Below are 23280 nucleotides of genomic sequence, written 5' to 3' on the forward strand. Positions count from 1 at the left end.
AACGGCTGCAGCGCGACCTCACGCACCGGCGCTAGCGTGCCGGTCATGACACCGTTGGCCGAGCCTCCCTTCCGGGCCGATCACGTCGGCAGCCTGCTTCGCCCACGCGCCCTGCTCGAGGCCCGTGACGACCACGCCGCCGGCCGGCTCGACGACGCGGGCCTGCGCGCGGTGGAGGACGCCGCGATCCGCGACGTCGTCGCGATGCAGGAGGACGTCGGGCTGCAGACGGCGACCGACGGCGAGTTCCGCCGCACGTCCTGGCACATGGACTTCATCTACCGGCTCGGCGGCATCTCCAAGACCGACGAGCGGATCCGGGTCCGCATGGTCAACGCCGAGGGCGAGGGCGCGTTCACCTCGGCCGGGCTGGCGATCGACGGGAAGGTCCGCCTCGACGAGCCCATCTTCGCCGACGACTTCCGCTTCCTCGCCGGCCTCACGACGACCACCACCGCGAAGCTGACGATCCCGTCGCCGAGCATGGTCCACTACCGCGGCGGGACGGCCGCGATCGACCGCTCGGTGTACCCCGACATCGAGGAGTTCTGGGCCGACCTCTCCGCGGCGTACGCCGCCGAGATCGCGGCGGTCGGGGAGCTGGGCTGCCGCTACCTGCAGCTCGACGACACGAGCCTCGCCTACCTCAACGACCCCGCCGAACGCGCCGCCCACGGGGACGCCGACCACCTGCGCTACATCCGTCAGATCAACGCCGCCGTCGCCGGCCGGCCCGAGGGCATGCGGATCACCACCCACATGTGCCGCGGCAACTACCGCTCCAGCTGGGCGGCCGAGGGCGGGTACGACTACGTCGCCGAGGCGTTGTTCGGCGAGCTGGACGTCGACGGCTTCTTCTGCGAGTTCGACGACGAGCGTTCGGGCGGGTTCGAGCCGCTGCGCTTCGTCCCGCCGGGCAAGCGGGTGGTGCTGGGGCTCGTCACGAGCAAGCGCGGCGCGCTGGAGAACCCCGACGACCTCAAGCGGCGCATCGACGAGGCGGCCAAGTACGTCCCGCTGGACCAGCTGTGCCTCTCGCCGCAGTGCGGGTTCTCCTCGACGGTCGAGGGCAACGTCCTCACCTACGACGAGCAGGTTGCGAAGCTGCGGCTGATCGTCGACGTGGCGCGCGACGTCTGGGGCTAGGTTCGGCGGTATGTCGGACGGGCCGCAGGGCTGGGGAACGCCGTTGTACGCGCGGGTGCTCGACGCCCTGCCCGCGGGTGCGACGGTGCTCGACGTCGGTTGCGGCGCAGGGGAGTTCGCCCGCGCGGCGGTCGACCGCGGGCACGCCGTCACGGGGCTCGACGTCGATACCGGCGCGGTCGCGGCGGCCGCCCGGCGGGTGCCGGAGGGCTCCTTCGCCGTCGGCGACGCACACGATCTCGCGGTCCCGGCCTCGTCGGTCGACGCGGTCGTGCTCGTGCAGGTGCTGACCCACGTCGCCAACCCGCTGGCGGCCCTGCGGGAGGCGGCGCGGGTCGTGCGGCCGTCCGGGACGGTCGTCGTGACGGTGTGGGGCCGGGAAGAGGAGTGCGACGTGCGTGCGTTCGGCGACGCGCTCGCCGGGCTGCTGCCGCCGCGCCCGCCCCGGCCGGGCGGACCGCCGCCGCTGACCGAGCCCGACCGGCTGGCCAAGCTCGTCGACATGGCGGGTCTGCGGGTGGACGCGGTCGAGGAGGTCGTGTGCCCGTTCGACTACGCCGACGACGACGAGCTGGCCGGCCCCGTGATCGACTCCGCGATGGGCCGCACGGCCGCGCGCCGCGCGGGCCCCGGCGGCGTGCGCACCGCGGTCCTGGAGGGCATGGCGCGGTTCCGGCAGGACGACGGTGGCTACCGCCTGGAGAACCTGTTCCGCGTCCTGACGGCGCGTCGTGAGCGGCGATAGTCGCCCGGGCGACGATCGGCGCTCACAAGAGGTCGGCCAGCTCCGTGAACGACGACACCGTGAGGGCGGCGTCCGGGTCGGTCGCGGGCGGGACGACGCGGCCGCCGAACTCGTCGGGCCGGTGGACGTAGAACGTCGTGAGGCCGCGGGCGCGGGCGGCGACCAGGTCGTCGACGTGCGCCGCGACCATGCCCACCTGCTCCGGACGCAGGGCCAGCAGCGCGGGCGCGGAGTCGTAGGCGCCGGGATCGGGCTTGTAGTGCCGGGCCACCTCGGCGCCGAGGACGACGTCCCACGGCAGCCCGGCCCGCTTGGCCATGTCGACCAACAGCGCGACGTTGCCGTTGGACATCGGGCCGATCGTGAAGCGGGCCTTGAGCCGGGTCAGTCCCTCGACGGCGTCGGGCCAGGGGTCGAGGCGGTGCCAGGCCAGCACCAGCTCCGCGCGGACGGTGTCGGGCGGGTCGAGTCCGCGCTCGGCGAGCAGCGCGTCGAGGGACTCGCGATGCAGGACGTCGAGGATCGTCCAGGGGCGGCGCCCGCTGCGGACCTCCTCCATCGAGGGCTGGTAGCGGCCGCGCCAGTCGTCGGCCAGTTCGTGCGGGTCGTCGACGTCGGGCAGTAGCCGCGCCACCTCCCGCGCGACGCCGGAGCGCCAGTCGACGACCGTCCCGAACACGTCGAACACCAGCGCGCGGACGTCCACGCCTCCGACCCTAGCCGCCGGGTGCGGCGGCCCGCGGGCGCCGCGCGCACAGGAGGAGCCGGGTGACCGGGCAATACGGAAACGGCCCCGGTCAGGCTTGACCGGGGCCGTTCCTCGTCACCCTCAGGGCGCGGTGGCCGCCCCGGGTGCGTACCGGAGAGCCAGGAGGCTCTTGCAGTACTCGCCGTTCGTCTCGATCCCGACGCGCTGCAGCCGGGCCCGGCGCAGGTGCAGCGGCACCTGTTCCGAGGTCACCCTGCTGCCGTCGGGATGCACGAGCAGCGGTGCGTCGTCGTCGTAGGGCAGCCCGATCGCCGCGCGTCGCCGGCGCAGCCGGGTCAGCTCGTCGGACTCGGGAAGTTCACCCAGCGTCGCCGACGCCAGCTCGTCGGGTCCCGCCCCCGCGTCGACCAACGGTCGCGCGAGCCGGTCCTGACCCGCGACCGAGGCCTTCGTGAGGAACGTGCGGCGCAGCTCGTCGAGCTCCGCCGTCGCCTCCCCGGTGAAGGTCCCGACGAAGCCCGCGTGTGCCGCGACCCCGCCGTTGATCTCCTCGGACGCGTGGTGGTCGGCCAGCGTCACCTCTGCGCGCGCCACTCCCGGGACCGCCGACACCGCGTCGTACGCGTCGGCGACCATCAGGAACGAGAAGTTCGGCGCACAGAAGAACGTGGGCAACCGAAGCCCCACGGAGACGACGTCCCCGTCGGGCCCGTGGGACACGGTGCACGACTCGACGAAGTCGAGTCCGGTGATGGGCTCGTCGAGTTCCGGGTCGAGCACCGTGTCCAACGCGGCCCAGATCTCGGGCGAGACCCCCTCAGGGGCAGTAATCATTGCGCCTCCGCGGGGACGAGCACGTCAGCGCGGATCATGCCTGCGCACCCGCCGTGCCCTCGACGAGCTCCTCGCCCGGCTGCATGCTCTCGCCGGCCTCGGTCGGCAGCTGGAGCTCGGCCGGGACGGGGATGTCGTACAGCTTGGCGGCGTTGAGGCCGAGGATCTTCTTCTTCGACGCGGTGGTGAGGCGCGGGTAGTCGGCGAACTGGTCGTCGTCGGGCATCTGCCAGTCGACCAGGCCCTCGACCTGCCACTTCGGCGTCCAGATGTTGTAGTCGCCACCGAAGAGCATCTTGTCCTCGCCGACCCAGAACAGCAGCTCGCCCATGACCTTGGCGAAGAACTTGGGACGGGCGTGCATCAGGCCGCCGACGACGACCGACAGGCCGGCGTAGACGTTGGGCTCCTGCACCGCCATGAAGCAGAAGTCCTCGATGCGCGGGAGGCCGACGTGCTCGACGATGAAGTTGAGGCCCTGGAAGTCGGTCGCGGCGTGGTCGACGTCGGCGACGTCGAACGCGTCCTTGTCGAGCGGCCAGATCGTCGGGCCCTTGTGGACGTGGACGTTCTTGACGCCCAGGTCCTGCGCGGCCTGCAGGAAGCGGTAGGCCTCCGGGTCGGTCAGCTTGTAGCCGCGGGAGTCGCCGTTCCACTCCGCGGTGTAGAGCTTGACGCCCTTGTGCTTGTACTTCGCGACGTCCGCCTCGAGCTGCCGGAGCCCGGCGTCGCCCTCACGCGGGTCGAAGCGACCGTTGACGATCAGCTTGTCGCCCCAGCGCTCGAGGAGCGCGGCGTTCTGGTCGGCGGTGTTGAAGCCGTCCTTGTACCACTCCTTGAGGTACGTCGACTGGAAGATCGCGTAGTCGACGTGGCCCTCGATGAACATGTCGCGCTCGAAGTCCTCGGGCGTGACCTTGAGGTACTTCTCCCAGTCCCAGTGGGTCTCGGGCGGGCCGAGCTGGTGGTAGCCGTAGAAGCAGTCGATCCAACCCTTGGCGTACTGCTCCTTGCCCTCGACCCAGTTCTCCTTGGACGCGTCCCAGAAGTGACTGTGTGAGTCGACGACGAAGTACTTCTCGCCATCCTTCTCGTACATGTGTGGTGGTCCTTTCCTCTCAGCGTCAGCGCTGGGTTTGCCGCTGGTCAGGAGTTCACGGAACGAGGATCGCCCGGCCGCGGACACGACCGGCGTCGAGGTCGTGCAGCGCGTCGAGCGCCGCATCGAGCGGGTACTTCTTGGTGTGCAGCGTGACCTTGCCCGCCTGGGCCAGGACCATCAGCTCGGTCAGGTCGGCGTAGGTCCCGACGATGTTGCCGATGACGTTCTTCTCGCCGCCGACGAAGTCGAGCGTCGGCGCGGTGAACGTGCCGCCGTAGCCCAGGATGTACTGCGAACCGGCGGGCGCGGTCATCTGCCAGGCGTCGAGCTCGGCGCCCTGCTCGGCGACGAAGTCGAACACCACGTCGCCGCCGCGCCCGTTGGTGATGTCCTTGACGGCATCGACCTGGTTGCCGTCGGCGAGGACGGTCTCGTCGGCACCGATCTGCTTCGCGAGGGCGAGCGCGTCGGGGTTCCTGTCGACGACGACGATCCGGGTGCCGGTGATGGCCGCGAGCGCCTGGATGGCGATGTGGCCGAGGCCGCCCGCACCCTGCACGACGGCTGTGGTGCCGGGGTAGAGGTCCGGCACCGCCTTGCGGACCGCGTGGTAGGCGGTGATGCCGGCGTCGGCCAGTGCGGCGACGTCGGCCGGGTTGGTGCTCGGGTCGAGCTTGATGCAGGCCCGCGCGGTGGTGCGCAGGTACTCCGCCATGCCGCCGTCGTTGTTCGACAGGCCGGGGAAGAACGCGTTCTCGCACTGCATGTCGCGACCGCGCCGGCAGGGCAGGCACAGCCCGCACGACGGCTGCGGATGCAGGATGACGGTGTCGCCCACGGCGACGTTGGTGACACCCTCGCCGACGGCCTCTACCCAGCCGGCGTTCTCGTGGCCGATCACGTACGGCAGCTCGGGGCCCATGGCCTCGGCCCAGTCGCCGTTGATGATGTGCAGGTCGGTCCGGCAGACCCCTGCGCCACCGATCTTGACGATGACGTCGAGGGGTCCCTGCAGCGTGGGCTCGGGGATGTCGTCGATCTTCGGGTCGGAGTGGTACTCGTGCACCCGGACGGCCTTCACGCCCGTACCTCCCTTGGTCTCGGGGACTGGCCCCGATTCCATTGCGGCGTGCAGCACGTCACAAGGGGTCGGATTCCACGGAGCGAGAAAACGGACTGATCGGGCATGAGACACCTGCCCGCCGTCACGGGGCCGCAAAATGGTGTTGGCCCAGTTCACCGGGGGTGTGGAGACGCAAAGGGCCCGGCGCGACGAGGTCGGCCGGGCCCGGGTGCACCCCTGAAGATCCAGGGGGCGGGTGATCAGGAGGTGGAACGTGCGAACCGTTGCGGCTCCCTGCCCGCCATCACGTCGCGGCCGCGTGCGGTGTCGGCGTAGAGCCGGCAGAAGACGATCTGCCCGTCGTGCACCGTGAACAGGAACATGTGCTCGTTCTGCATGCGGATGCCGTCGGGCGAGAGCGCGTCGGTCCGCACCGGGACGGCGATGGTGTCGCCCGCCTCGGCGATCTCGTGCGCCTCGTAGCGGAAGTACTGCCACTTCGCGTTGACGTGGGCCCACCAGCCCTCGAACTCCGCGCGCCCGGTGAACACCCCGCCGTAGGGCAGCGAGTCCGACATCTCGAACCGGAAGTCGTCGGCGAGCAGGCCGATCATCGGGCCGAAGTCGTTCTTCTCGTATCCGGTGAACGCCGCCCGCAGGGCGGCCACGACCTTCTCGTCGCTCATTCGTGCACTCTCCTCGTCGCGATCAGCCGGGCTGCTCGAAAGAAATACGAGCTTATGCTCCTATTGAGGACGCGATCAACCGGCGCAGATCGAGGACACGCAGGTCGGCCGGGCGTCAGCTCTCGTAGAGGGCGTCCAGCGCGTCGCGGTGGAGCCGCTCGACGTCCTTGCGCCGGATTTTCATGCTCGGCGTCAGCTCGCCGTCGTCGACGGTGAGCTCGCGGTCGAGGATCGTGAACTTCTTGATCGTCTCCCAGCGGTTGAGCTTCGCGTTGAGCTCGTCGACGTAGCCCTGCACGAGTGCGTGCACCTCGGGCGACGCTACCAGCTCCGCGTGCTCGCGGCCGGCCAGCCCGTTGTTCGCGGCCCAGCCGCGCAGCGCGTCGGCGTCGAGGGTGAGCAGGGCCGTGCAGTAGTTGCGTCCGTCGCCGTGCACGACGGCCTGGCTGACGTACGGGCACACCGCCAGCAGCCGGCCCTCGATCGGCTGTGGCGCGACGTATTTGCCGCCGGAGGTCTTGAACAGGTCCTTCTTGCGGTCGGTGATCTTCAGGTAGCCGTCGGCGTCGAGCTCGCCGATGTCGCCGGTGTGCAGGAAGCCGTCGGCGTCGAGCGCCTCGGCGGTCTGGTCGGGCAGGTTGTGGTAGCCGGTCATGACGCTGGGGCTGCGCAGCAGGACCTCGCCGTCGTCGGCGATCGTGATCTCCGTGCCGGGCAACGGGTGTCCGACCGTGCCGATCCGGTACCGGCTCAGCTCGTTGACCGCCCCGCCCGCCGCGTTCTCGGTCATCCCGTAGCCCTCGAGGATGAGGACGCCGGCTGCGTGGAACCAGTGCGCGAGGTCCGGGGCCAGTGCCGCGGAACCGGAGATGAAGAAGCGGACCCGGCCGCCGAAGCGGGCGCGGATCTTCGACAGGACCAGCGCGTCGGCCAGCCGGTGCTGCGCGGCGAGCAGCGGCGGCACGCGCCTGCCGGCCAGCTTCAGGTCGCTCACCTTGCGGCCCACCGACATCGCCCAGGTGAACAGCGTGGCCTTCGGCCCGCCCTCGGCGGCGATCGTGGTGACGATGCGGGCGTGCGCCTTCTCGAAGATGCGGGGTGCGGCGGCCATCATCGTCGGCCGCACGACCGCCATGTTCTCGACGATCCGGTCGACGCGCCCGTCGACCGCCGTGGTGAAGCCGATCGCGAGCTGTGCCGCGAGCAGGACCTTGCCGAACGAGTGGGCGAGCGGGAGCCACAGGTACTGCAGGTCGTCGGGACGGCACAGGTCGAGCTTGGTGAGCGCGTCGCCCTGATAGGTCCAGGCCTTCTGCGGCAGCCGCACTCCCTTCGGGCGGCCGGTTGTGCCGGAGGTGTAGATCAGCGTGGCCAGGTCGTCGGGGGAGATGCCGTCGATGCGGTCGGCCACGGCGTCGGGCGAGGTCTCGGTGAGCGCCCGGCCGCGGGCGGCGAGGTCGGTGACCGTGATCACCCAGTCGTCGTCGTCCTCGGGGGTGCCGTCGAGGAGCACGACGACGCCGACGTCGGGCAGCTCGTCGCGGTGCGCACGCAGCTTCGCGACCTGGGTCTCGTCCTCGGCGAACACGACGCGGCTGCCGGAGTCGGCCAGGATGAACGCGACGTCGGGCGCGCCCGTCGTCGGGTAGACGGTCGTGGTCGCCGCGCCCGCGCACATGATGGCGAGGTCGGCGACGATCCACTCGTAGCGGGTGCCGGCCATGATCGCGACGCGGTCGCCCGCCTCGACACCGAGCGCGATGAGCCCCGCCGCGAGCCGGCCGACGCGTTCGCCCGTCTCGCCCCAGGTGATCGCGCGCCAGGTGCCGTCGGACTCGGGGACGCGGAAGGCCTCGCGGTCGGCCGAGGCGTGGACCCGGTCGTGGAACATCCGGGCGACGCTCGGAGCGGCGGACGCCGTAGCGGTCATCTCCCGGCTCCCCTTATGTCCGTTTCGGTGGAGGGAACCTACCAGCCTTACCAGCCAGTAATATGCCGCCGTGTGAGCGACTTCGACTGGGTGGCCGACGCGCTGGACAGCGGCGTCCCGTGGGTGCACAGCAGCGGCGTCGTGGTCGACGAGGTCGAGGCGACGCGCGCGGTCTGCCGGCTGCCCGACCGGCCCGAACTGCACAACCACGTCGGCGGCCCGCACGCGGCGATGATCTTCGGGCTGGCCGAGACGGCGTCGGGCGCGGTCGGGCTCGCCGCCTTCGGCGCGACGGCCGAGCGGGCGGTGCCGCTCGTCGTCACCTCGACGATCCACTACCGCGCGCTGGCGAGGGGCCCGCTGACGGCCGAGGCGGTACTCGCGCGCCCGGCCGCCGAGGTGCTGGCCGAGCTGGACGCGGGCACGCGCCCGGAGTTCACCGTCGACGTCACGGTCCGTGACGGCCAGGGGAAGGACTGCGCGACCGTCACGGTGGTGTGGACGCTCAAGCCGGTGCGCGACCGCGCGTCCGCGCCGCAGGGGGACTAGCGTCGCGCGCCGTGCGCATCGTGATCGCCGGAGGGCATGGACAGATCGCGTTGCGGCTGGCGACGTTGCTGGCCGCGCGTGGTGACGAGGTCGTGGGCGTGGTGCGCAACCCCGCCCACGTCGACGACGTGGCGGCCGCCGGTGCCTCGGCCGTCGTGCTCGATCTCGAACGGGCGGACGCCGACGAGCTCGCCGGGCACCTGACCGGCGCCGACGCGGTCGTCTTCGCCGCGGGCGCCGGCCCGGGCAGCGGCGCCGCGCGCAAGGACACCGTCGACCGGGCCGCGGCCACGCTGCTGGCCGACGCCGCCTCCCGCGCCGGGGTGCGGCGCTACCTGCTCGTCTCGGCGATGGGCCTCGACGCCGAGCCCGATCCAGGGCGCGGTGAGGTGTGGGTCGCGTACCTGCGTGCCAAGAAGGCCGCCGAGGACGCCCTGCGGGCCACCGACCTGGAGTGGACGATCCTGCGGCCCGGCCGGCTGACCGACGACGCCGGCACCGGCAAGGTCACGCTCGGACCGAGCGTGGGGTACGGCGAGGTGACACGCGACGACACCGCCGCGGTGCTGGCCGCACTGCTCGACACCGCCGCGAGCGCCGGGTCGGTGCTGGAGGTCGTCGGCGGCGACGTCCCGATCGCCGACGCCGTCGCGGCGGCCGTCCGATGACCGCCGGGGCCGACGAGTTCGACGTCGTCGTCATCGGGGCCGGTCCGACGGGCGAGAACGCCGCCGACTACGCCGTCCGTAACGGGCTGACTGCCGCCCTGGTCGAGGCCGAGCGCGTCGGCGGCGAGTGCTCGTACTGGGCGTGCATCCCGTCCAAGGCGCTGCTGCGTACCGGACAGGCCGTCGCCGCGGCCCGGCGGCTGCCCGGGGTGCGGGCCGACCTGGACCCGGCCGCGGTGCTCGCCCGCCGCGACGAGTTCGTCCACGACCTCGACGACGCGAGCCAGGTCGAGTGGGCCGAGGGCGCGGGCATCACCGTCGTCCGCGGCACCGGACGGCTCGACGGCGAGCGGGCCGTCCGGGTCGGTGACCGGGTGCTGCGGGCCCGGCACGCCGTCGTCGTCGCGACGGGCAGCGTCCCGGTCCGGCCGCCCGTCGAGGGGCTGGACTCCGTGCGCACCTGGGGTTCCCGGGAGGCCACGAACGCGTCGGAGGTGCCCGCACGGTTCGGGGTGCTGGGCGGCGGGGTCGTCGGCTGCGAGCTGGCGCAGGCGTTCTGCCGGCTCGGGTCGCGGGTCACGCTCGTCGACGTCGGGTCGCGGTTGTTGCCCGCCGCCGAGCCCGCCGCCGGCGAGCGGGTCGCGGCCGCGATGCGGGAGGAGGGCATCGACGTCCGGCTCGGCCAGGGTCTCGACGCCGTCTCGCCCGGCCCCGGCGGCGCCGTCGTCCTGCACCTCGGGGGCGAGCGCGTCGAGGTCGACGCGCTGCTCGTCGCCACCGGCAGGCGGCCCAACACCGGCGACCTCGGCGTCGACACGGTCGGCCTCGAACCCGGCAAGCCGCTGGCCGTGGACGACTCCGGGCTGGTCGACGGGGTCGAGGGCGGCTGGCTCTACGCCGCGGGCGACGTCACCGGCCGGGCTCCCTTGACGCACATGGGGAAGTACGCGGCGCGGATCGTCGGCGCCGCGATCGCCGCCCGCGCGCAGGGCGCGCCGCTCGACACCGGGCCGTGGGGCGAGCACTCCGCGACGGCCGACCACGCCGCCGTCCCGCAGGTCGTGTTCACCGACCCGGAGGTCGCGTCGGTCGGGCTGACCGCCGCGCGCGCCCGCGACGCGGGCCTCCCGGTGCGCGTCGTCGAGATCGACATCGCCGTCGCCGGGTCGTCGCTGCATGCCGACGGCTACTCCGGCAGCGCGACGATGGTCGTCGACACCGAGCGGGAGGTGCTCGTCGGCGCCACGTTCGTCGGGCAGGACGTCGCGGAGCTGGTGCACGCCGCCACGGTCGCCGTGGTCGGGGAGGTGCCGCTGGCGCGGCTGTGGCACGCGGTCCCATCGTTCCCGACGATCAGCGAGGTCTGGCTGCGGCTGCTGGAGACCTACCGCTCGAACGCGGCGGGCTGATCGCCACTCACCGCAGGTGTTCACGCCGTCTGGGTCAGTGCCGCGGCGACGCCGATGGCCATGGCCATCACCGTCACCTCCACCGCGGCCCACCTCAGCACCGGGAGCCGTCCGGTGGCGAGCCGGACCCGGGCGGCGTTGCCGAGCACCGCGAGCACCGCGAGCAGCACGACCTTGGCGACGACCAGCCAGCCGTAGCCCGTCGTGAACAGGGCGCCGAGCCCGGGCAGGCGCAGCAGCGCGTTCAGCACCCCGGTGACGCCGACGCCGACGATGCAGAACGTCGCGAGCCGGGAGAACCGCGGCAGCACCGGATCGAGCAGCGCGCGCCGCCCGCCGAGGAACACCAGCACGGCGCCGAGCCCGCCGACCCACGCCGACGCGGCCGCGACGTGCAGCGCCGACATGATGACCGCCAGCTCGTGGTCGGACGCGGTGCCCGCGTGGCCCGTCACCGCCGGGGTGAGCAGGCCGAGCAGTGCCGCGACGAGCGCCGCGCGCGGCGGGACGGCGTCGGCGCGCAGCAGCCGGGCGGTCGCGCAGCCGACGACGACCAGCACGCATGCCGCCGTCAGGACGAGCCCGCGGCCCGACGCCAGCGACGTCGCCCAGTGCACGAGCTCGCCGCCACCGAGAGCGCCGACCGGCACGTCGTAGGCGTCGGCGGCCCGGAAGGCGATGTCGCACAACACGACCACCACCCACACGCCGCCGACGACGACGATCGAACGGTCGAGCCGTCGGTCGAGGGTCTCGTGGTCGCGCTCCGCGACCCCCGTGGTGCGCAGCAGCGCCGAGAGCAGGCCCATCCCGACGCAGGCGATCCCGGCCACGTCCATGGCGGACCGGGTCACCTCCGTGGCGACCCGCAGTGGGAACGTCGAGCTGCTCAGGGCGTCGGCCAGCACGCCCGCGACCACGGCGACGGCGACCGCGAGGCCGGCCCACAACACCGGCAGCAACCGGGACGTGGAGCCGGACCTCGCGGCCGCCCTGTTCATCGGCTGCCGCTCCTCAGCTGCGGCCCAGCCGCAGCGCGAGCGCGACGCCGCCGGCGACCAGCACGACGGCGCCGACGATCCACGGCCACACCGGCGCCCCACCTGACCCGCTGTCGCCGCCCGGCGCGGCGTCGGCGGCCTGCGGCGCGTTCGCGATCGGCACACCCTTGCCCGGACCGGGCCGGGTGAGCGTGAACGACACGCTGCCCTGGACGGGGTGCCCGTCGTCGGACACCACGCGGTAGCCGATCTCGTACCGGCCGGCCGGCCCGAGCGGCATGACGCCGGTCGTCACCGAGTCGTTGGCCGCGGTGACCTGCCCCTGCTGGTAGGCGAGGTGGTCGGGGCCGATGACGGTCACGGTGTTGAAGCCGGCCTGCATGCTGTCGCTGAAGTGGATCGTGACGCTGCTCGGCCCGGTGGCGAGGCTCGCCCCGTCGGGCGGGTCGCTGCCCTCGAGCTGGGCGTGCGCCGACGCCGGGCCGGCCCCGAGGAACAGCGCCAGCCCGGCCGCGACCAGCACGGCGACCGCGCGGCTCGCCAGCCGTGCCGCGCGGCTCACTGAGTCGTCACCTTCTCCTCCTTCGCCGCGGCCGAGCCGCCGGTGCGCGACTTCGGACGGCGGCTGCGCAGGACCGCGCCGCCGCCGAGTCCGAGCCCCAGGGCTCCGAGCAGCAGGCCGATGCCGCCGAGCCAGCGGGCCGTCGTGTCGGTCGTCCCCGCGGAGGAGCCGTCGGTGCCACCGGCGGCCGCCGCGTCGTGGCCGCCGTGCCCGCCGCCCGTCGCGGGGGTCAGCGTGATGCTGGGCGCCGGGTGGTCGGGCTCCGCCGCCCCGGGCCGCTGGATCTCGTTCCAGTTGACGACGGAGCCGTCGTCGTAGGTCTGCGTCGCCGGGAACACGAGGCCGGTCGTGTCGTCGGGCAGCGGGCCGACCGAGAGCGGGAAGTCCATGTACTGACCGGGCCCGATGCGGGTGCCGGGCTGTGCGGTCCAGGTCACCGTCGTCACGGCCTGGGTGATCGTGGCGCCGTCGCGCTGGATCGGCTGCGGCAGGGTGCCCTTGGTGACGGTGGCGGTCCAGCCGGGCTGTGGCGTCGTGCGCGCCGAGGTGAGCGGGTGGTCGGTCGGGAAGCTCACCTCGAGCTTGACGGTGCCCGCGGTGTCGGACTCGGTGGGCACCCGGAAGTTGATCACGGTGTAGCCGCCCTGCTGGGCCGTGCTCGGCTGGGCGGTGACGTGCGCGAGTGCCGGGGAGGCCGCGGCGAGCGCCACTCCGGCGGCGACCGCGGCGACGACGCCGCCGCGAAGGGCGGTACGGCGCAGTGAACTGAACATGGGTAGGGGTCTCCGATGAGGAAGCCACCGCGACAGGAGGCGGTGGTGAGGTGTGGTGAAGGTCGGCTCACACCCGGATCGGTGGACCACGACGGGCCAGCGGGCCCAGCAGCGCCCGGGCCGCGTCGCCGAGGACGGCGGGCGACGGGACCGCGAGGGTCGGCAGCGGCCGGTCGGCCGCGGGGGGAGTCAGGCGCCGGGGCAGGACGCGCCCGAGCCAGCCGAGCAGGACCGCGAGCACCTGGTCGGCGTCGCGGATGAGCAGGCCGGTCGCGATCGTGGCGACGACGTGCATCCCGAGCATCGAGGGCCGGCCGCCGGTGGCGGCCTGGTGGTGCCCGAGGACGTCCATGGTCTGGTGCATCGCCAACTGGCCCGCGGCGAGCACCGCGAGCATCCCGACGATGCCGCGGCAGGCGTCGGCCAGCGCGATGATCAGGGCCGCGATCAGGGGGAACAGCGCGACGAGCAGGCCCAGGTCGGGAACCGTGCCGCCGCCCGCGACGTGCCCGAGACCGGTGATCAGCGCACTCGCGGAGGCGACGGCGACACCGCGCGCGCTCCGCATCCCGGGGCCGTGTCCCGCGTGGTCACGGCGCACGCCGCGGGAACCGCGGTGCGACCGCGGCGTACGCGGGACCGCGGCACGGGTCCCGTGGCCGCGCCTCACGGGTCCACACGGTAGCCGCCGGCCTCGACGGGGCGGCACCCACGGCCCGGGGGGCGTCGGGGGTGAGGCGACGGCCGCCGTCAGACGCGCACGCCGAGTTGCGTGAGCAGCTCGTCCTCGATGCGGTCCAGCTCGCAGGCGACTGCCCGGAACGCCGTCCTGCGCCGTGCCGTCGGCATCTGCTCCGCGGCGCGCACGGCGACCGACAGGTCCGCGAGCCGCGGCTCGGTGTCGGCGGCGAACCGCCGGCCGGGCCCGGTGGTCTGCGCGTCGCCGTCGGACTTCAGCTCCGGCAACGCCTCGGCGATCCGCGAGATCCGGGCGTGCAGGGCGCCGCCGCGGCCCGTGTAGGCACCCAGCCGGTCGGCCGGCACGCCGAGCTTGCGGGCGCGGTACTCGTCCCACTGCGCACGGGCCGCACCCGCCGCGGCGAGCGCGTACGGCGCGAGCAGCGGTGCCACCACCTTGCCGACCGCGATCGCGCGCCCGACCTTCGCCGGGGCCGTCGAGGTGGCGGTGGCGATGGCGTTGACCGCGGTGTCCTGTGCCGACCCGACGCGGCGCCCGGTCTTCTTCGCCGCCTTCTCGGTCTTCTTCTCGGCGGCGGCGAGCGCCTTGGCCGTCTTCACCTCGGCGTCGGTGGTCTTCTTCAACGCCTTCACCCGGGCCTTCTCGAGCATCGCGGCCTGCTCGGCGGCCTGCTCGGCCGCCTTCGCCTCGGCCTTCGCGGCCTTCCGGAGGGCCTTCGCCTCCGCGCGGGTGCTGCCGGCCCTGCGGCGCAGTGCCATTCGTCCTCCTCGTGCCCGGGTGCCCCCGCCGGCCCGGGTCGCGGCCCGGATCGAGGTCACCTTAGAGGCCGGACGCGCCGGTGGCAGGCGCAGAGGCTGTCGGTGGTGGTCTCTACCCTCGGGTGTGTGACGGTGAACGAGACCTCGCCTGCCTCGATGCGGGAGCGCACGCCCGCCATCGGAACCGGCGGCGCGGCCGTCACGGGCGTCTCTCTCGACGCCGCGGTCACCACCCGGTGCCGCCGTCGGGTGCACCTCGACCACGACCCGACGGTGGCCGACGCGCCCCGCGCCCTGCCCGATCCCTCGCTGGAGCAGCGCCGGGCCGACGCGCAGGCGCACCGGGACCGGATCGGGGCGCTGCTCGCGGCCGAGCACCCGTCGCTGTGGGCCGTCGTGCCCGCCGACGGCGCCGCCAGGGAACGGGCCGAGGCCACCGCCGTCGCGGTCGCCGCCGACGCCGGGCTGATCTGGAACGCCCAGCTCCCGCGCGACGTCGCGGGCGGGCGACGCGGCGGGGCCGAGCTGCTGGTCAGGGTGCCGGGCGGCGGCTACGTGCCGGTCCTCGTCGTGCGGCACCGCGTCACCGACCCGGGCCAGGGTGCGCTCACCACGCCCGTCCTCGCGCCGTTCCCCGGTGCGGCGCGCGCCGACGCCACCCGCAAGGTCCGCTCCCAGCCGCGCGACCTGCTGCGGCTGGCCCACCTCACGCGGATGCTGCGTGCCGCCGGATGGGCGCCGTCCGCCGAGAATGCGGCCGCGGCGCTCGGTGGCGTCGTCGGGCTCGACGGCGACGTCGTGGTCTGGCACGACCTCGCGGCCGAGCACTGGCCCGGCGGGCGCAGCACCATGGTGGAGTACGACGCGCGGTTCGCCGACCGGATCAGCGTCGCCACCGCTGCGGTCACCGGCGGGCCGGCGCTCGCGCTGCCGTCCCGGGTCACCGAGTGCCGGCGTTGTCCCTGGTGGCCGACGTGCGAGGCCGCCCTGGCCGACGGGCAGGACGTGAGCCTCGTCGTGCGCGGCGAGTCGGCGGTCGCGCTGCGCACGGTCGGCGTGTTCACCGTGGCCCAGCTGGCCGCGCTCGATCCGGCGCAGGAGCCGCCGGTCCCGTTGCCGGGCCTCGCCTTCCCCGACACGATCGCGCTCGCCAGGGCGTGGCTGCGTGGCATGTCCGTGGTCCGGCGCGTCCCGGCCGTGCCGGTCCCGCGGGCCGACGTCGAGGTCGACGTCGACATGGAGAGCTTCGGCGAGGCGGGCGCCTACATGTGGGGCGTGCTGCTCACCCACCCCGGCGGCCTGCGTGAGGGCGACGAGCCCGACGGCTATCGCGCCTTCGCCACGTGGGACCCGGTCCCGACGATCGACGAGGCGCGCTCCTTCGCGGAGTTCTGGTCCTGGATCACCGGGGTCCGCGACGCGGCCCTCGCGAGTGGTCGCACGTTCGCGGCGTACTGCTACAACGAGCAGGCCGAGAACCGGTGGCTGCTCGGCTCGGCCGAGCGGTTCGCGGGCATGCCGGGCATCCCGGCCGTCGAGCAGGTGCAGGAGTTCATCGACGCGGACTCGTGGGTCGACCTGTTCGCCGTCGTCAACGACTGGTTCCTCTGCGCGCACGGCAAGGGGCTCAAACGGATCGCCCCGGCCGCGGGGTTCGCGTGGCGCGACGCGGAGGCGGGCGGCGAGAACTCGATGCGCTGGTACCGCGACGCCGTCGGGCTCGACGGCAACCCGCCCGACCCGGCACAGCGCGCCCGGCTGCTCGAGTACAACGAGGACGACGTCGCCGCCACCCGTGCGCTGCGGGAGTGGATGACGTCCCCGGCGATCGACGACGTCCCGCTGGCGGCCGACCTCTAGCAACGCCGTCGGCGGCGGTGGCCGCCGGGGGTTCACGCACGCGCCGCGCGGGCGCCCGCCCGGCGTTCACCCGGCTGCCTCCGACGGCGGCGACGATCGGCTCGTCCGGTCCGTCGTCGCGAGGAGCTCCCCGTGTTCGCTCGCCGCATCGCCGTCGTCGGAGCCGGGTACGTCGGCCTCACCACCGCCGCGTGCCTGGCCTCCCTGGGACACCACGTCGTCTGCGCCGACATCGACGCCGCCAAGGTCGACCGGCTGCGTGCGGGCGAGGTCGGCATCCTCGAGCCCGGCCTGCACGACCTCGTCGCCGAGGGGACGGCCGCGGGCCGGCTGCAGTTCTGCGTCGGCGCCGGTGCGGCCGTCGCGCGGCCCGATCTCCCGCCCGTCGAGGTGCTGTTCCTCTGCGTGCCGACGCCGATGGGTGCCGGCGGGGGTGCCGACCTCGCCGCGGTCGAGGCCGTGGCCGCCGAGGTGCGGCACCTGCTGCCGGCGGGCTGCGTCGTCGTCACGAAGTCGACCGTGCCCGTCGGGACCGCCGAGGCGACGCGGAAGCTGTTGCGGCGCAGGGATGTCGCCGTCGTGAGCAATCCCGAGTTCCTGCGCGAGGGCAGCGCGGTGCACGACTTCCTCAACCCGGACCGGATCGTCGTCGGGTCCGACCAGCAGGACGCGGCCGAACGGGTCGCCGCGCTGTACGCCCGGCTCGGGGCCCCGACCGTGCTCACCGACGCCGCGAGCGCCGAGATGGTCAAGTACGCCGCCAACGCCTTCCTCGCGATCAAGCTCTCCTACGTCAACGCGCTCGCCGAGCTGTGCGACGTGCTCGGCGCCGACGTCGCCGACGTGACCGAGGGGATGGGTCACGACCGGCGCATCGGTTCCGCGTTCCTCTCGCCGGGGCCCGGTTGGGGCGGGTCGTGCCTGCCGAAGGACACCCGCGCGCTGGTCCAGGTCGCCGCCGCGGTGGGGGTGGACGTGCCGCTGGTCAGCGCGGGGATCGCGGCCAACGAACGGCAGCGCGACCTGATGGTCGCCAAGATCGGCGAGGCGGTCGGCACGCTCGACGGTGCCCGGATCGGGTTGCTCGGGTTGACGTTCAAGGCGGGCACCGACGACCTGCGCGACTCACCGGCACTCGCGGTGGCGCGGCTGCTGTCCGACGCCGGCGCCGAGCTCACCGGCTACGACCCCGGCTGCCCCGCCGCCGTTCCGGGCAGCACCGACGACGTCCACGTCGTCGACGACCCGATGCGGGCGGCCAAGGACGCCGACGCGCTCGTCGTCCTGACCGAGTGGCCCGAGTTCCGGCAGCTCGACTGGACGGCGCTGGGTGGGGTCGTCGGCCGGCGGATCGTCGTCGACACGCGCAACCTGCTCGACCCGGACGTGGTGCGCCGCGCGGGTTTCTCCTGGATCGGCGTGGGTCGGCGCTGAACCGCACACCCCGGGGCAGGGCGCCGGACAGGGCGCCGAGGCCGCACCGCTCCCGGCGCTCTACCCGGCCGAGGAGTACCAGCAGCGGTATCTGGCCGAGGTGCCCAACGGCGACTGCGGCACGGTCGGCACCGGCGTGCCGTGCCGGCCGGGCGCGGGCGTCGCGGCGAGCGGGAGGGGAGTGACCGGGCCGGACTGTCGGTCGCCGCGGGTAGCCTCGTGACACCCGGCTCGTGGCCCTCGGGGCCCGGGCGGAGCCGCCGCCCGGGCCGCCGTCGCTGGGGAACGACATATGGATCAACGACGCTGCGCCGAACGGGTCACCGCGTTCGTCACACTCTTCCCCCGAGGGGGTGAACGGCTGCCGTGTCGCTCGCGTGGACGACCATCCCGGCTCCCCGGCCGATCCGGGCGCTGACCTGCGCGGTCGCCGACGACGGCGCGCTGGCCCACGTCGGCTGGGGTCCGCACCCGGACCTGCTGGTCGCGCTGGCCCGGACGCTGGGCGAGGACGTCGTCGTCGACGAGGGGCGCACCCGGGACGCGGCCACCCAGCTCGCCGAGTACCTCGACGGCCGGCGACGCGTCTTCGACCTGCAGGTCGACTGGCGGAGCATGCACGGCTCCCGGCTGATCGTGCTGCGCACCCTGCACGAGCGGGTGCCCTACGGGCACGTCGTCGGCTACGGGGAGCTGGCCGAGATGTCCGGGGCGTTCGACGCGAGCTGGACCGCCGCCCGGGGCGTCGGTTCGATCATGGGCTCCAACCCGGTGCCGCTCGTCGTGCCGTGCCACCGCGTGCTGGCCTCGGCCGGGGGCAGGAAGCTGTCGCTCGGCGGGTTCGGCGGGGGCCTGCCCGCCAAGGAGTGGCTGCTCGCGCTGGAAGGCGTCCTCACCCCGGCGTTCGACCTGGGCTGAGGGCTCCACACACGAACGAGCGGCGGGGTCGCGCAACTCGGCTGCGCGACCCCGCCGCTCGTCGGGGTCGTTCGTGTCGGGCGGAGCGTCAGGTCCGGAACGCCTGGATGTCGATGTCGATGCGCAGGGTGCGGCCGATGGCGAGCACCCCGGCGAGCACCGACTGGTTCCAGCTGATCGCGAAGTCGTCGCGGGAGATTTCGGTCGTCGCCGAGAAGCCCGCGCGCGTCCCGCCCCAGAGGTCGGGGCCGCTGCCGTGGTAGGTCACCTCGAGCGGCACGGCGGCGCTGACGCCCTTGAGCGTCAGCACCCCGTCGACCCGCCAGTGGGTGGCGTCGTGGCGGGTCAGCCCGTCGCTCTTGAAGTGGATCTCCGGGTGGTTCTCGACGTCGAGGAAGTCGGGGCTGCGCAGGTGCGTGTCCCGCGTGTCGTCGTCGGAGTCCACCCCGTTCGCGTCGATGACGACCTCGACGGAGCTGTTCTCCAGCGGATCGGCGACCTGGATGCGCCCCTCGAAGCGGCGCAGCCTGCCGTGCACGTTGGTCATGCCCAGGTGCATGGCCGTCGCTCGGATGCTGGAGTGCACGGGATCGATCTGCCAGGTGCCGGGGGCGGGCAGGACCCGCCCCCCGACCCGCGGCAGCTCGACGATGCCCAGCGCGGTCGGCGCGGCACCGCTCACGGTGACCGTCCGCGCCGCGGGCTCGTGGCCCGGCGCCGCGATGATCACCGTGTAGGTGCCCAGGTCGAGCCCGTCGAGGACGAAGCCGCCGTCCTCGCGGGCCGCGGCCCGGCCGCGCTGGATCCCGGCCCCGTCGACGACGGTGAGCATCCCGCCGCCGACGGGCCAGCCGTCAGGAGTGGTGAGGGTCCCGGTGATCGCGGTCGTCACCGCAGCTGCCCGGCCGTCGGCGAGCCCGGCTCCTCCGGCACCGACGGCAGGTCGGCCGGCGTGGTGCCGTTCGAGGCGGAGCGCTGGACCTGCGGTGCCGGGGGCGTCGCCGGGGCGGAGCCCGCGACGACCGGCGGCGGGAACGCGATCTCGGTGGTGCTCGCACCGCCCGCCGTCACCTGCACGACCGCCGCGGTGGGCGCGTAGCCGCTCGCGGTGATCGTGTAGGTGCCCTCGGCGAGGTCGTCGAACGCGAACGCGCCGTCGGCGTCGGTCACGGTGGACCCGACGACGTTGCCGCTCGGGTCGATCAGCGTGGCGAGCGCCTCGGGGACGCCGCGGCCGGTCGAACCGGCGACGACCGTGCCGAGCAGGCGCGCCCGCCGCGGCAGCTCGACGTCCTGCACGACCTCCGAGCCCCCCGGCAGCACGACGCTCGTCGCCACGGGCTGGTAGCCCGCCCCGGCGGCGGTCAGCGTGTACTGGCCGTCGGGGACGCCGGCGAGCACGTACCGGCCGAGCTCGTCGGACACGGTGGCGGCGGAGACGTTGCCCTGCACGTCGATCAGGGTCACCGCGACGCCAGAGGCCGGACGGACCTGGCCCTGCGCGTCGGTCACCCGGACCGTGCCGCGCAGCCCGCCGGCACCCGCGAGGGTGACGTCGTGGCGGACCGCCCGGTCGGCGACCGCGACCATCGCGGCGTGCGGCTGGAACGCGCCGGACGCGGCGACGACCAGGTAGGTGCCTCCGGTCGGGACCCCGATGCGGTACTCGCCCTGCTGGTCGGACGTGGTGCGCGCGGCCTGCCTGCCGGTCGGCTCGGTCACCGTGACGACGGCGCCGGGCAGTCCCGCACCGTCGGCACGCCGGACGACGCCCTCGATGGCGGGGCCGTCGGACGGCGGGGTCGGCGCCTGGTCCGCGACGACCGGGATCGGCGCGGTGTCGGCGCGCTGCCCGTCCGCCGGGACCGTCACCTGGCCGTCGGCGGCCCGCAGGGCGTGCCTGCTGCCCTGGCCGTTGCTGCCCTTCGCCGCGGCTGCGGCGACGGCGGCCGCCACCGTGCCCGCGGCGACCCCGTTCCCGTTGCCGTGCCCGTTCCCGTTCCCGTTCGCGCTGGGGACGGGAGCGGCCTCGGCATCGGCCTCCAGCGCAGTCGGGGTGACGGCGCCGACCGACGCGCCCTCGCCTGCGGCCTCCTCCATGGCCCGCGCCTGGGCGCCGGACATGGTCCGCAGCGGGAGCTCCTTGATGAACAGGACCAGCACGAACGCGATCACGAGGACGCACGCGACGACGAGGAAGGTCAGCGTCATCGAGTTGGAGAAGCCCTCGAGGAACGGCCGGGCCAGCCGCGGGTCGATCTTCTGCAGGAACGAGGAGTCGTTCAGCACGCCGGACGTGTCGGCGCCCCCGTTGAGCGCGGCGAAGAACGGCGCGTTGACGGGGTCGGCCCGGACGGCCGGGTCGCCGACCGCGGCGACGAACGTCGGGTCGGTCTGCGCGGTCCGGAAGGCGTCGCTGATCTTGTCGGTCACCGTCGAGAACAGGATCGACAGGAACACCGCGACGCCGAGCGTGCCACCGAGCTGGCGGAAGAACGTCGACGACGCGGTGGCGACGCCCATGTCCCGGGCCGGGACGGCGTTCTGCACCGCGAGCACGAGGGTCTGCATGCAGCCGCCGAGCCCGAGACCCAGCATCGCCATGTAGAGGTCGAGCTCCCACAGCGGGATGTCGACGGTGACCCGGAAGTGCAGCAGCAGCATCGCGCCGACCATGAGCGCGGTGCCGATGATCGGGAAGATCTTGTAGTGCCCGGTCCGGGAGGTGATCTGGCCGGACAGGATCGACCCGACCATGATCCCGCCGACGAGCGGCAACATGAGGAAGCCGGACTCGGTCGGGCTGGCGCCGTGCACGATCTGCAGGAACTGCGGCAGCAGGACGATGCCGCCGAACATCCCCATGCCGATCACGAAGCCGGCGACGCCCGTCAGGGAGAAGACGCCGTTGCGGAACAGCCGCAGCGGCAGCAGCGCGTCGTCGCCGTAGAAGCGCTCGGCGAGCATGAAGAGCACGAAGCCGACCGCGCCGACGATGTAGCAGACGATCGCGCTGGTGGAGCCCCAGCCCCACTCGCGGCCCTGCTCGGCGATGATCAGCAGCGGCACGAGGAAGATCGCGAGCGTGACCGCGCCGGGCCAGTCGATGCGCCTGCTGCGCTTGGTGTGCGGCAGGTTGAGCACCTTGGCGACGACGACCAGCGCCACGGCGCCGATCGGCACGTTGACCAGGAAGATCCAGCGCCAGCCGTCGATGCCGGCGATGGTCGCCTGGCCCGACAGAACGCCGCCGATGACCGGGCCGATGACGCTCGAGGTCCCGAACACCGCGAGGATGTAGCCCTGGTAGCGGGCACGCTCGCGGGGCGGCACGATGTCGCCGAGGATCGTCAGCGCGAGGGTGAACAGACCACCTGCGCCGAGCCCCTGGACGGCGCGGAAGGCCGCGAGCTCGTACATCGACGTCGAGAAGGTGCACAGCACCGAGCCGACGAGGAAGATCGAGATCGCCGTCAGGAACAGCGGCTTGCGACCGAACTGGTCGGAGAGCTTGCCGTAGAGCGGCGTGGTGATGGTGCCGGTGATCAGGAACGCCGTGGTCGCCCACGCCTGCTGGCTGAGACCGCCGAGGTCGTCGGCGATCGTGCGGATTGCCGTGGACACGACGGTCTGGTCGAGCGCGGCGAGGAACATGCCCAGCGCCAGACCGACCAAGATCGTGAGGATCTGTCTGTGGCTGAGCTCGCCGGAGCTTCGCTCCGACGGGGCGGGCGCGCCGGCAGCGCTCTGCTGCGGTGCGACGGCCTCGGTGGACATCAGTTTCCCCCTCCGTGCCGGCGGACGGGGCCCGTCGACAGTTCGTGCTGCTGGTAGTCGGTGGAGAAGTCGGCGAGGAGCGCGACGAGCGCGCGCCGCTTCTCGATGGGCCAGCCCGCGAGCGCGCCGGCGACGAGCCGGGCCTTGTGCAGCCGGCTCTGTTCCAGTGCGGCGTGGCCGGCGTCGGTGACGGCCAGCAGGCTTGCGCGACCGTCGTCCGGGTCGGCGCGCCGCTCGATGAGACCCTGCTTGACCAGCGCCGCGACCCGACGGCTGACGGTCGACGGATCGGTGCACAGGGCCTCGGCGATGTCGCCGGAGCGCTGCGGTCCGACGCCCGTGGCGAGCTGGACGAGCACGTGGAACGTGGCGCGGTCGAGGTCGGCGGGGCCGCTGTAGCGCGACGTCCGCTGGACGAGCCGGAGCAGCCTGCTCACCTCGTGGGCGAGCGCGTCGGCCACGGCGAGGTCGTCGGCGTCCGGCCCTGCGGGTGCGTTCGACGACGGCTCCGCGGATGAGATCGCTGCGCTCGTCATGGCCGCTCCCGTCTTTACCATTACTTTGCTTGTATCACGCAAGAAGTTGCTGGGCTCAACCATGCGCCTCTTACCTGCCGGTCGGCAAGTCGGTTTCACCCGGGACGGTGGCCCCTGCGG

General features: G+C 73.5%; 22 protein-coding genes. 8 read left to right on the forward strand and 14 right to left on the reverse strand.

Annotation, left to right across the window (positions count from 1 at the left end; genetic code table 11):
• The first annotated feature begins 45 nt into the window (after positions 1–45).
• Positions 46–1146: a 5-methyltetrahydropteroyltriglutamate--homocysteine S-methyltransferase gene (locus tag PSED_RS00660; RefSeq protein WP_013672344.1), complete on the forward strand. Its 1101-nt coding sequence runs from the start codon at positions 46–48 to the stop codon at positions 1144–1146.
• 10 nt (positions 1147–1156) lie between these two features.
• Positions 1157–1891, forward strand: coding sequence for a class I SAM-dependent methyltransferase (locus PSED_RS00665; protein ID WP_049803268.1), 735 nt, complete (start codon positions 1157–1159; stop codon positions 1889–1891).
• A gap of 22 nt (positions 1892–1913) precedes the next feature.
• On the opposite strand, the gene PSED_RS00670 is transcribed toward PSED_RS00665, so the two are convergent.
• The 6 genes from PSED_RS00670 to PSED_RS00695 form a co-directional block, all read right to left on the reverse strand.
• The gene (locus tag PSED_RS00670; protein ID WP_013672345.1) at positions 1914–2597 is read right to left on the reverse strand and encodes a haloacid dehalogenase type II; all 684 of its coding nucleotides are present in this window, start codon (positions 2595–2597) and stop codon (positions 1914–1916) included.
• Between the two features lie 123 nt (positions 2598–2720).
• Positions 2721–3434: an iron-sulfur cluster assembly protein gene (locus tag PSED_RS00675; protein ID WP_013672346.1), complete on the reverse strand. Its 714-nt coding sequence runs from the start codon at positions 3432–3434 to the stop codon at positions 2721–2723.
• Positions 3435–3468: 34 nt separating this feature from the next.
• Positions 3469–4533, reverse strand: a complete 1065-nt coding sequence (locus PSED_RS00680; protein WP_013672347.1) for an amidohydrolase family protein — start codon at positions 4531–4533, stop codon at positions 3469–3471.
• 55 nt (positions 4534–4588) lie between these two features.
• Positions 4589–5617, reverse strand: coding sequence for an NAD(P)-dependent alcohol dehydrogenase (locus PSED_RS00685; RefSeq protein WP_013672348.1), 1029 nt, complete (start codon positions 5615–5617; stop codon positions 4589–4591).
• Positions 5618–5859: 242 nt separating this feature from the next.
• Complete coding sequence (locus tag PSED_RS00690) at positions 5860–6285, reverse strand: nuclear transport factor 2 family protein (protein WP_013672349.1); 426 nt, start codon at positions 6283–6285, stop codon at positions 5860–5862.
• A gap of 115 nt (positions 6286–6400) precedes the next feature.
• Positions 6401–8215, reverse strand: coding sequence for an AMP-dependent synthetase/ligase (locus tag PSED_RS00695; protein WP_013672350.1), 1815 nt, complete (start codon positions 8213–8215; stop codon positions 6401–6403).
• A 72-nt stretch (positions 8216–8287) separates the two neighbouring features.
• Between PSED_RS00695 and PSED_RS00700 the strand changes: the two genes are divergently transcribed.
• Genes PSED_RS00700 through PSED_RS00710 form a run of 3 tightly spaced genes read left to right on the forward strand, consistent with a single transcriptional unit; the run spans position 8288 to position 10841 of the window.
• The gene (locus PSED_RS00700) at positions 8288–8764 is read left to right on the forward strand and encodes a DUF4442 domain-containing protein (RefSeq protein WP_233899256.1); all 477 of its coding nucleotides are present in this window, start codon (positions 8288–8290) and stop codon (positions 8762–8764) included.
• A gap of 11 nt (positions 8765–8775) precedes the next feature.
• On the forward strand, positions 8776–9432 hold the full coding sequence (locus tag PSED_RS00705; protein ID WP_013672352.1) for an NAD(P)H-binding protein: 657 nt from the start codon (positions 8776–8778) through the stop codon (positions 9430–9432).
• Positions 9429–10841, forward strand: a complete 1413-nt coding sequence (locus PSED_RS00710; RefSeq protein ID WP_013672353.1) for a dihydrolipoyl dehydrogenase family protein — start codon at positions 9429–9431, stop codon at positions 10839–10841. Before PSED_RS00705 ends, PSED_RS00710 begins: the two co-directional genes overlap by 4 nt.
• 20 nt (positions 10842–10861) lie before the next feature.
• On the opposite strand, the gene PSED_RS00715 is transcribed toward PSED_RS00710, so the two are convergent.
• From PSED_RS00715 to PSED_RS00735, 5 genes are all read right to left on the reverse strand, one after another.
• Entirely contained in the window at positions 10862–11842 is a 981-nt protein-coding gene (locus PSED_RS00715) for a copper resistance D family protein (RefSeq protein ID WP_013672354.1), read from the reverse strand.
• Between the two features lie 13 nt (positions 11843–11855).
• The gene (locus PSED_RS00720; protein ID WP_013672355.1) at positions 11856–12404 is read right to left on the reverse strand and encodes a copper resistance CopC family protein; all 549 of its coding nucleotides are present in this window, start codon (positions 12402–12404) and stop codon (positions 11856–11858) included.
• The gene (locus PSED_RS00725; protein ID WP_013672356.1) at positions 12401–13177 is read right to left on the reverse strand and encodes a YcnI family copper-binding membrane protein; all 777 of its coding nucleotides are present in this window, start codon (positions 13175–13177) and stop codon (positions 12401–12403) included. The genes PSED_RS00720 and PSED_RS00725 overlap by 4 nt, the downstream gene beginning before the upstream one ends.
• 67 nt (positions 13178–13244) lie before the next feature.
• On the reverse strand, positions 13245–13745 hold the full coding sequence (locus tag PSED_RS00730; RefSeq protein ID WP_013672357.1) for a hypothetical protein: 501 nt from the start codon (positions 13743–13745) through the stop codon (positions 13245–13247).
• 182 nt (positions 13746–13927) lie between these two features.
• Positions 13928–14635, reverse strand: coding sequence for a DUF6474 family protein (locus tag PSED_RS00735; protein ID WP_013672358.1), 708 nt, complete (start codon positions 14633–14635; stop codon positions 13928–13930).
• Positions 14636–14791: 156 nt separating this feature from the next.
• Between PSED_RS00735 and PSED_RS00740 the strand changes: the two genes are divergently transcribed.
• The 3 genes from PSED_RS00740 to PSED_RS00750 all read left to right on the forward strand — a co-directional run bounded on the left by PSED_RS00740 (position 14792) and on the right by PSED_RS00750 (position 18847).
• Positions 14792–16495 (forward strand): TM0106 family RecB-like putative nuclease, encoded by a 1704-nt coding sequence (locus tag PSED_RS00740; RefSeq protein WP_049803576.1) that lies wholly within the window; start codon positions 14792–14794, stop codon positions 16493–16495.
• 132 nt (positions 16496–16627) lie between these two features.
• Positions 16628–17929: a UDP-glucose dehydrogenase family protein gene (locus PSED_RS00745; protein ID WP_013672360.1), complete on the forward strand. Its 1302-nt coding sequence runs from the start codon at positions 16628–16630 to the stop codon at positions 17927–17929.
• Between the two features lie 366 nt (positions 17930–18295).
• The gene (locus tag PSED_RS00750) at positions 18296–18847 is read left to right on the forward strand and encodes a methylated-DNA--[protein]-cysteine S-methyltransferase (protein WP_013672361.1); all 552 of its coding nucleotides are present in this window, start codon (positions 18296–18298) and stop codon (positions 18845–18847) included.
• 88 nt (positions 18848–18935) lie between these two features.
• On the opposite strand, the gene PSED_RS00755 is transcribed toward PSED_RS00750, so the two are convergent.
• The 3 genes from PSED_RS00755 to PSED_RS00765 are packed head-to-tail and all read right to left on the reverse strand — an operon-like array spanning position 18936 to position 23160.
• Positions 18936–19739, reverse strand: a complete 804-nt coding sequence (locus PSED_RS00755; protein ID WP_013672362.1) for a YceI family protein — start codon at positions 19737–19739, stop codon at positions 18936–18938.
• On the reverse strand, positions 19736–22624 hold the full coding sequence (locus PSED_RS00760; protein ID WP_013672363.1) for an MFS transporter: 2889 nt from the start codon (positions 22622–22624) through the stop codon (positions 19736–19738). Before PSED_RS00760 ends, PSED_RS00755 begins: the two co-directional genes overlap by 4 nt.
• The gene (locus PSED_RS00765; protein ID WP_013672364.1) at positions 22624–23160 is read right to left on the reverse strand and encodes a MarR family winged helix-turn-helix transcriptional regulator; all 537 of its coding nucleotides are present in this window, start codon (positions 23158–23160) and stop codon (positions 22624–22626) included. Before PSED_RS00765 ends, PSED_RS00760 begins: the two co-directional genes overlap by 1 nt.
• Positions 23161–23280: the final 120 nt, after the last annotated feature.

It is taken from the genome of Pseudonocardia benzenivorans CB1190 (genome assembly GCF_000196675.2).
GTDB classification, from domain to species: domain Bacteria; phylum Actinomycetota; class Actinomycetes; order Mycobacteriales; family Pseudonocardiaceae; genus Pseudonocardia; species Pseudonocardia benzenivorans.

Bases quoted from the DNA above. Each gene is read 5' to 3' on its own strand.
- PSED_RS00660 (WP_013672344.1), top strand. From the start codon at position 46: ATGACACCGTTGGCCGAGCCTCCCTTCCGGGCCGATCACGTCGGCAGC.
- PSED_RS00665 (WP_049803268.1), top strand. From the start codon at position 1,157: ATGTCGGACGGGCCGCAGGGCTGGGGAACGCCGTTGTACGCGCGGGTG.
- PSED_RS00675 (WP_013672346.1), bottom strand. From the start codon at position 3,434: ATGATTACTGCCCCTGAGGGGGTCTCGCCCGAGATCTGGGCCGCGTTG.
- PSED_RS00680 (WP_013672347.1), bottom strand. From the start codon at position 4,533: ATGTACGAGAAGGATGGCGAGAAGTACTTCGTCGTCGACTCACACAGT.
- PSED_RS00690 (WP_013672349.1), bottom strand. From the start codon at position 6,285: ATGAGCGACGAGAAGGTCGTGGCCGCCCTGCGGGCGGCGTTCACCGGA.
- PSED_RS00695 (WP_013672350.1), bottom strand. From the start codon at position 8,215: ATGACCGCTACGGCGTCCGCCGCTCCGAGCGTCGCCCGGATGTTCCAC.
- PSED_RS00710 (WP_013672353.1), top strand. From the start codon at position 9,429: ATGACCGCCGGGGCCGACGAGTTCGACGTCGTCGTCATCGGGGCCGGT.
- PSED_RS00715 (WP_013672354.1), bottom strand. From the start codon at position 11,842: ATGAACAGGGCGGCCGCGAGGTCCGGCTCCACGTCCCGGTTGCTGCCG.
- PSED_RS00725 (WP_013672356.1), bottom strand. From the start codon at position 13,177: ATGTTCAGTTCACTGCGCCGTACCGCCCTTCGCGGCGGCGTCGTCGCC.
- PSED_RS00730 (WP_013672357.1), bottom strand. From the start codon at position 13,745: ATGCGGAGCGCGCGCGGTGTCGCCGTCGCCTCCGCGAGTGCGCTGATC.
- PSED_RS00735 (WP_013672358.1), bottom strand. From the start codon at position 14,635: ATGGCACTGCGCCGCAGGGCCGGCAGCACCCGCGCGGAGGCGAAGGCC.
- PSED_RS00740 (WP_049803576.1), top strand. From the start codon at position 14,792: ATGCGGGAGCGCACGCCCGCCATCGGAACCGGCGGCGCGGCCGTCACG.
- PSED_RS00760 (WP_013672363.1), bottom strand. From the start codon at position 22,624: ATGTCCACCGAGGCCGTCGCACCGCAGCAGAGCGCTGCCGGCGCGCCC.
- PSED_RS00765 (WP_013672364.1), bottom strand. From the start codon at position 23,160: ATGACGAGCGCAGCGATCTCATCCGCGGAGCCGTCGTCGAACGCACCC.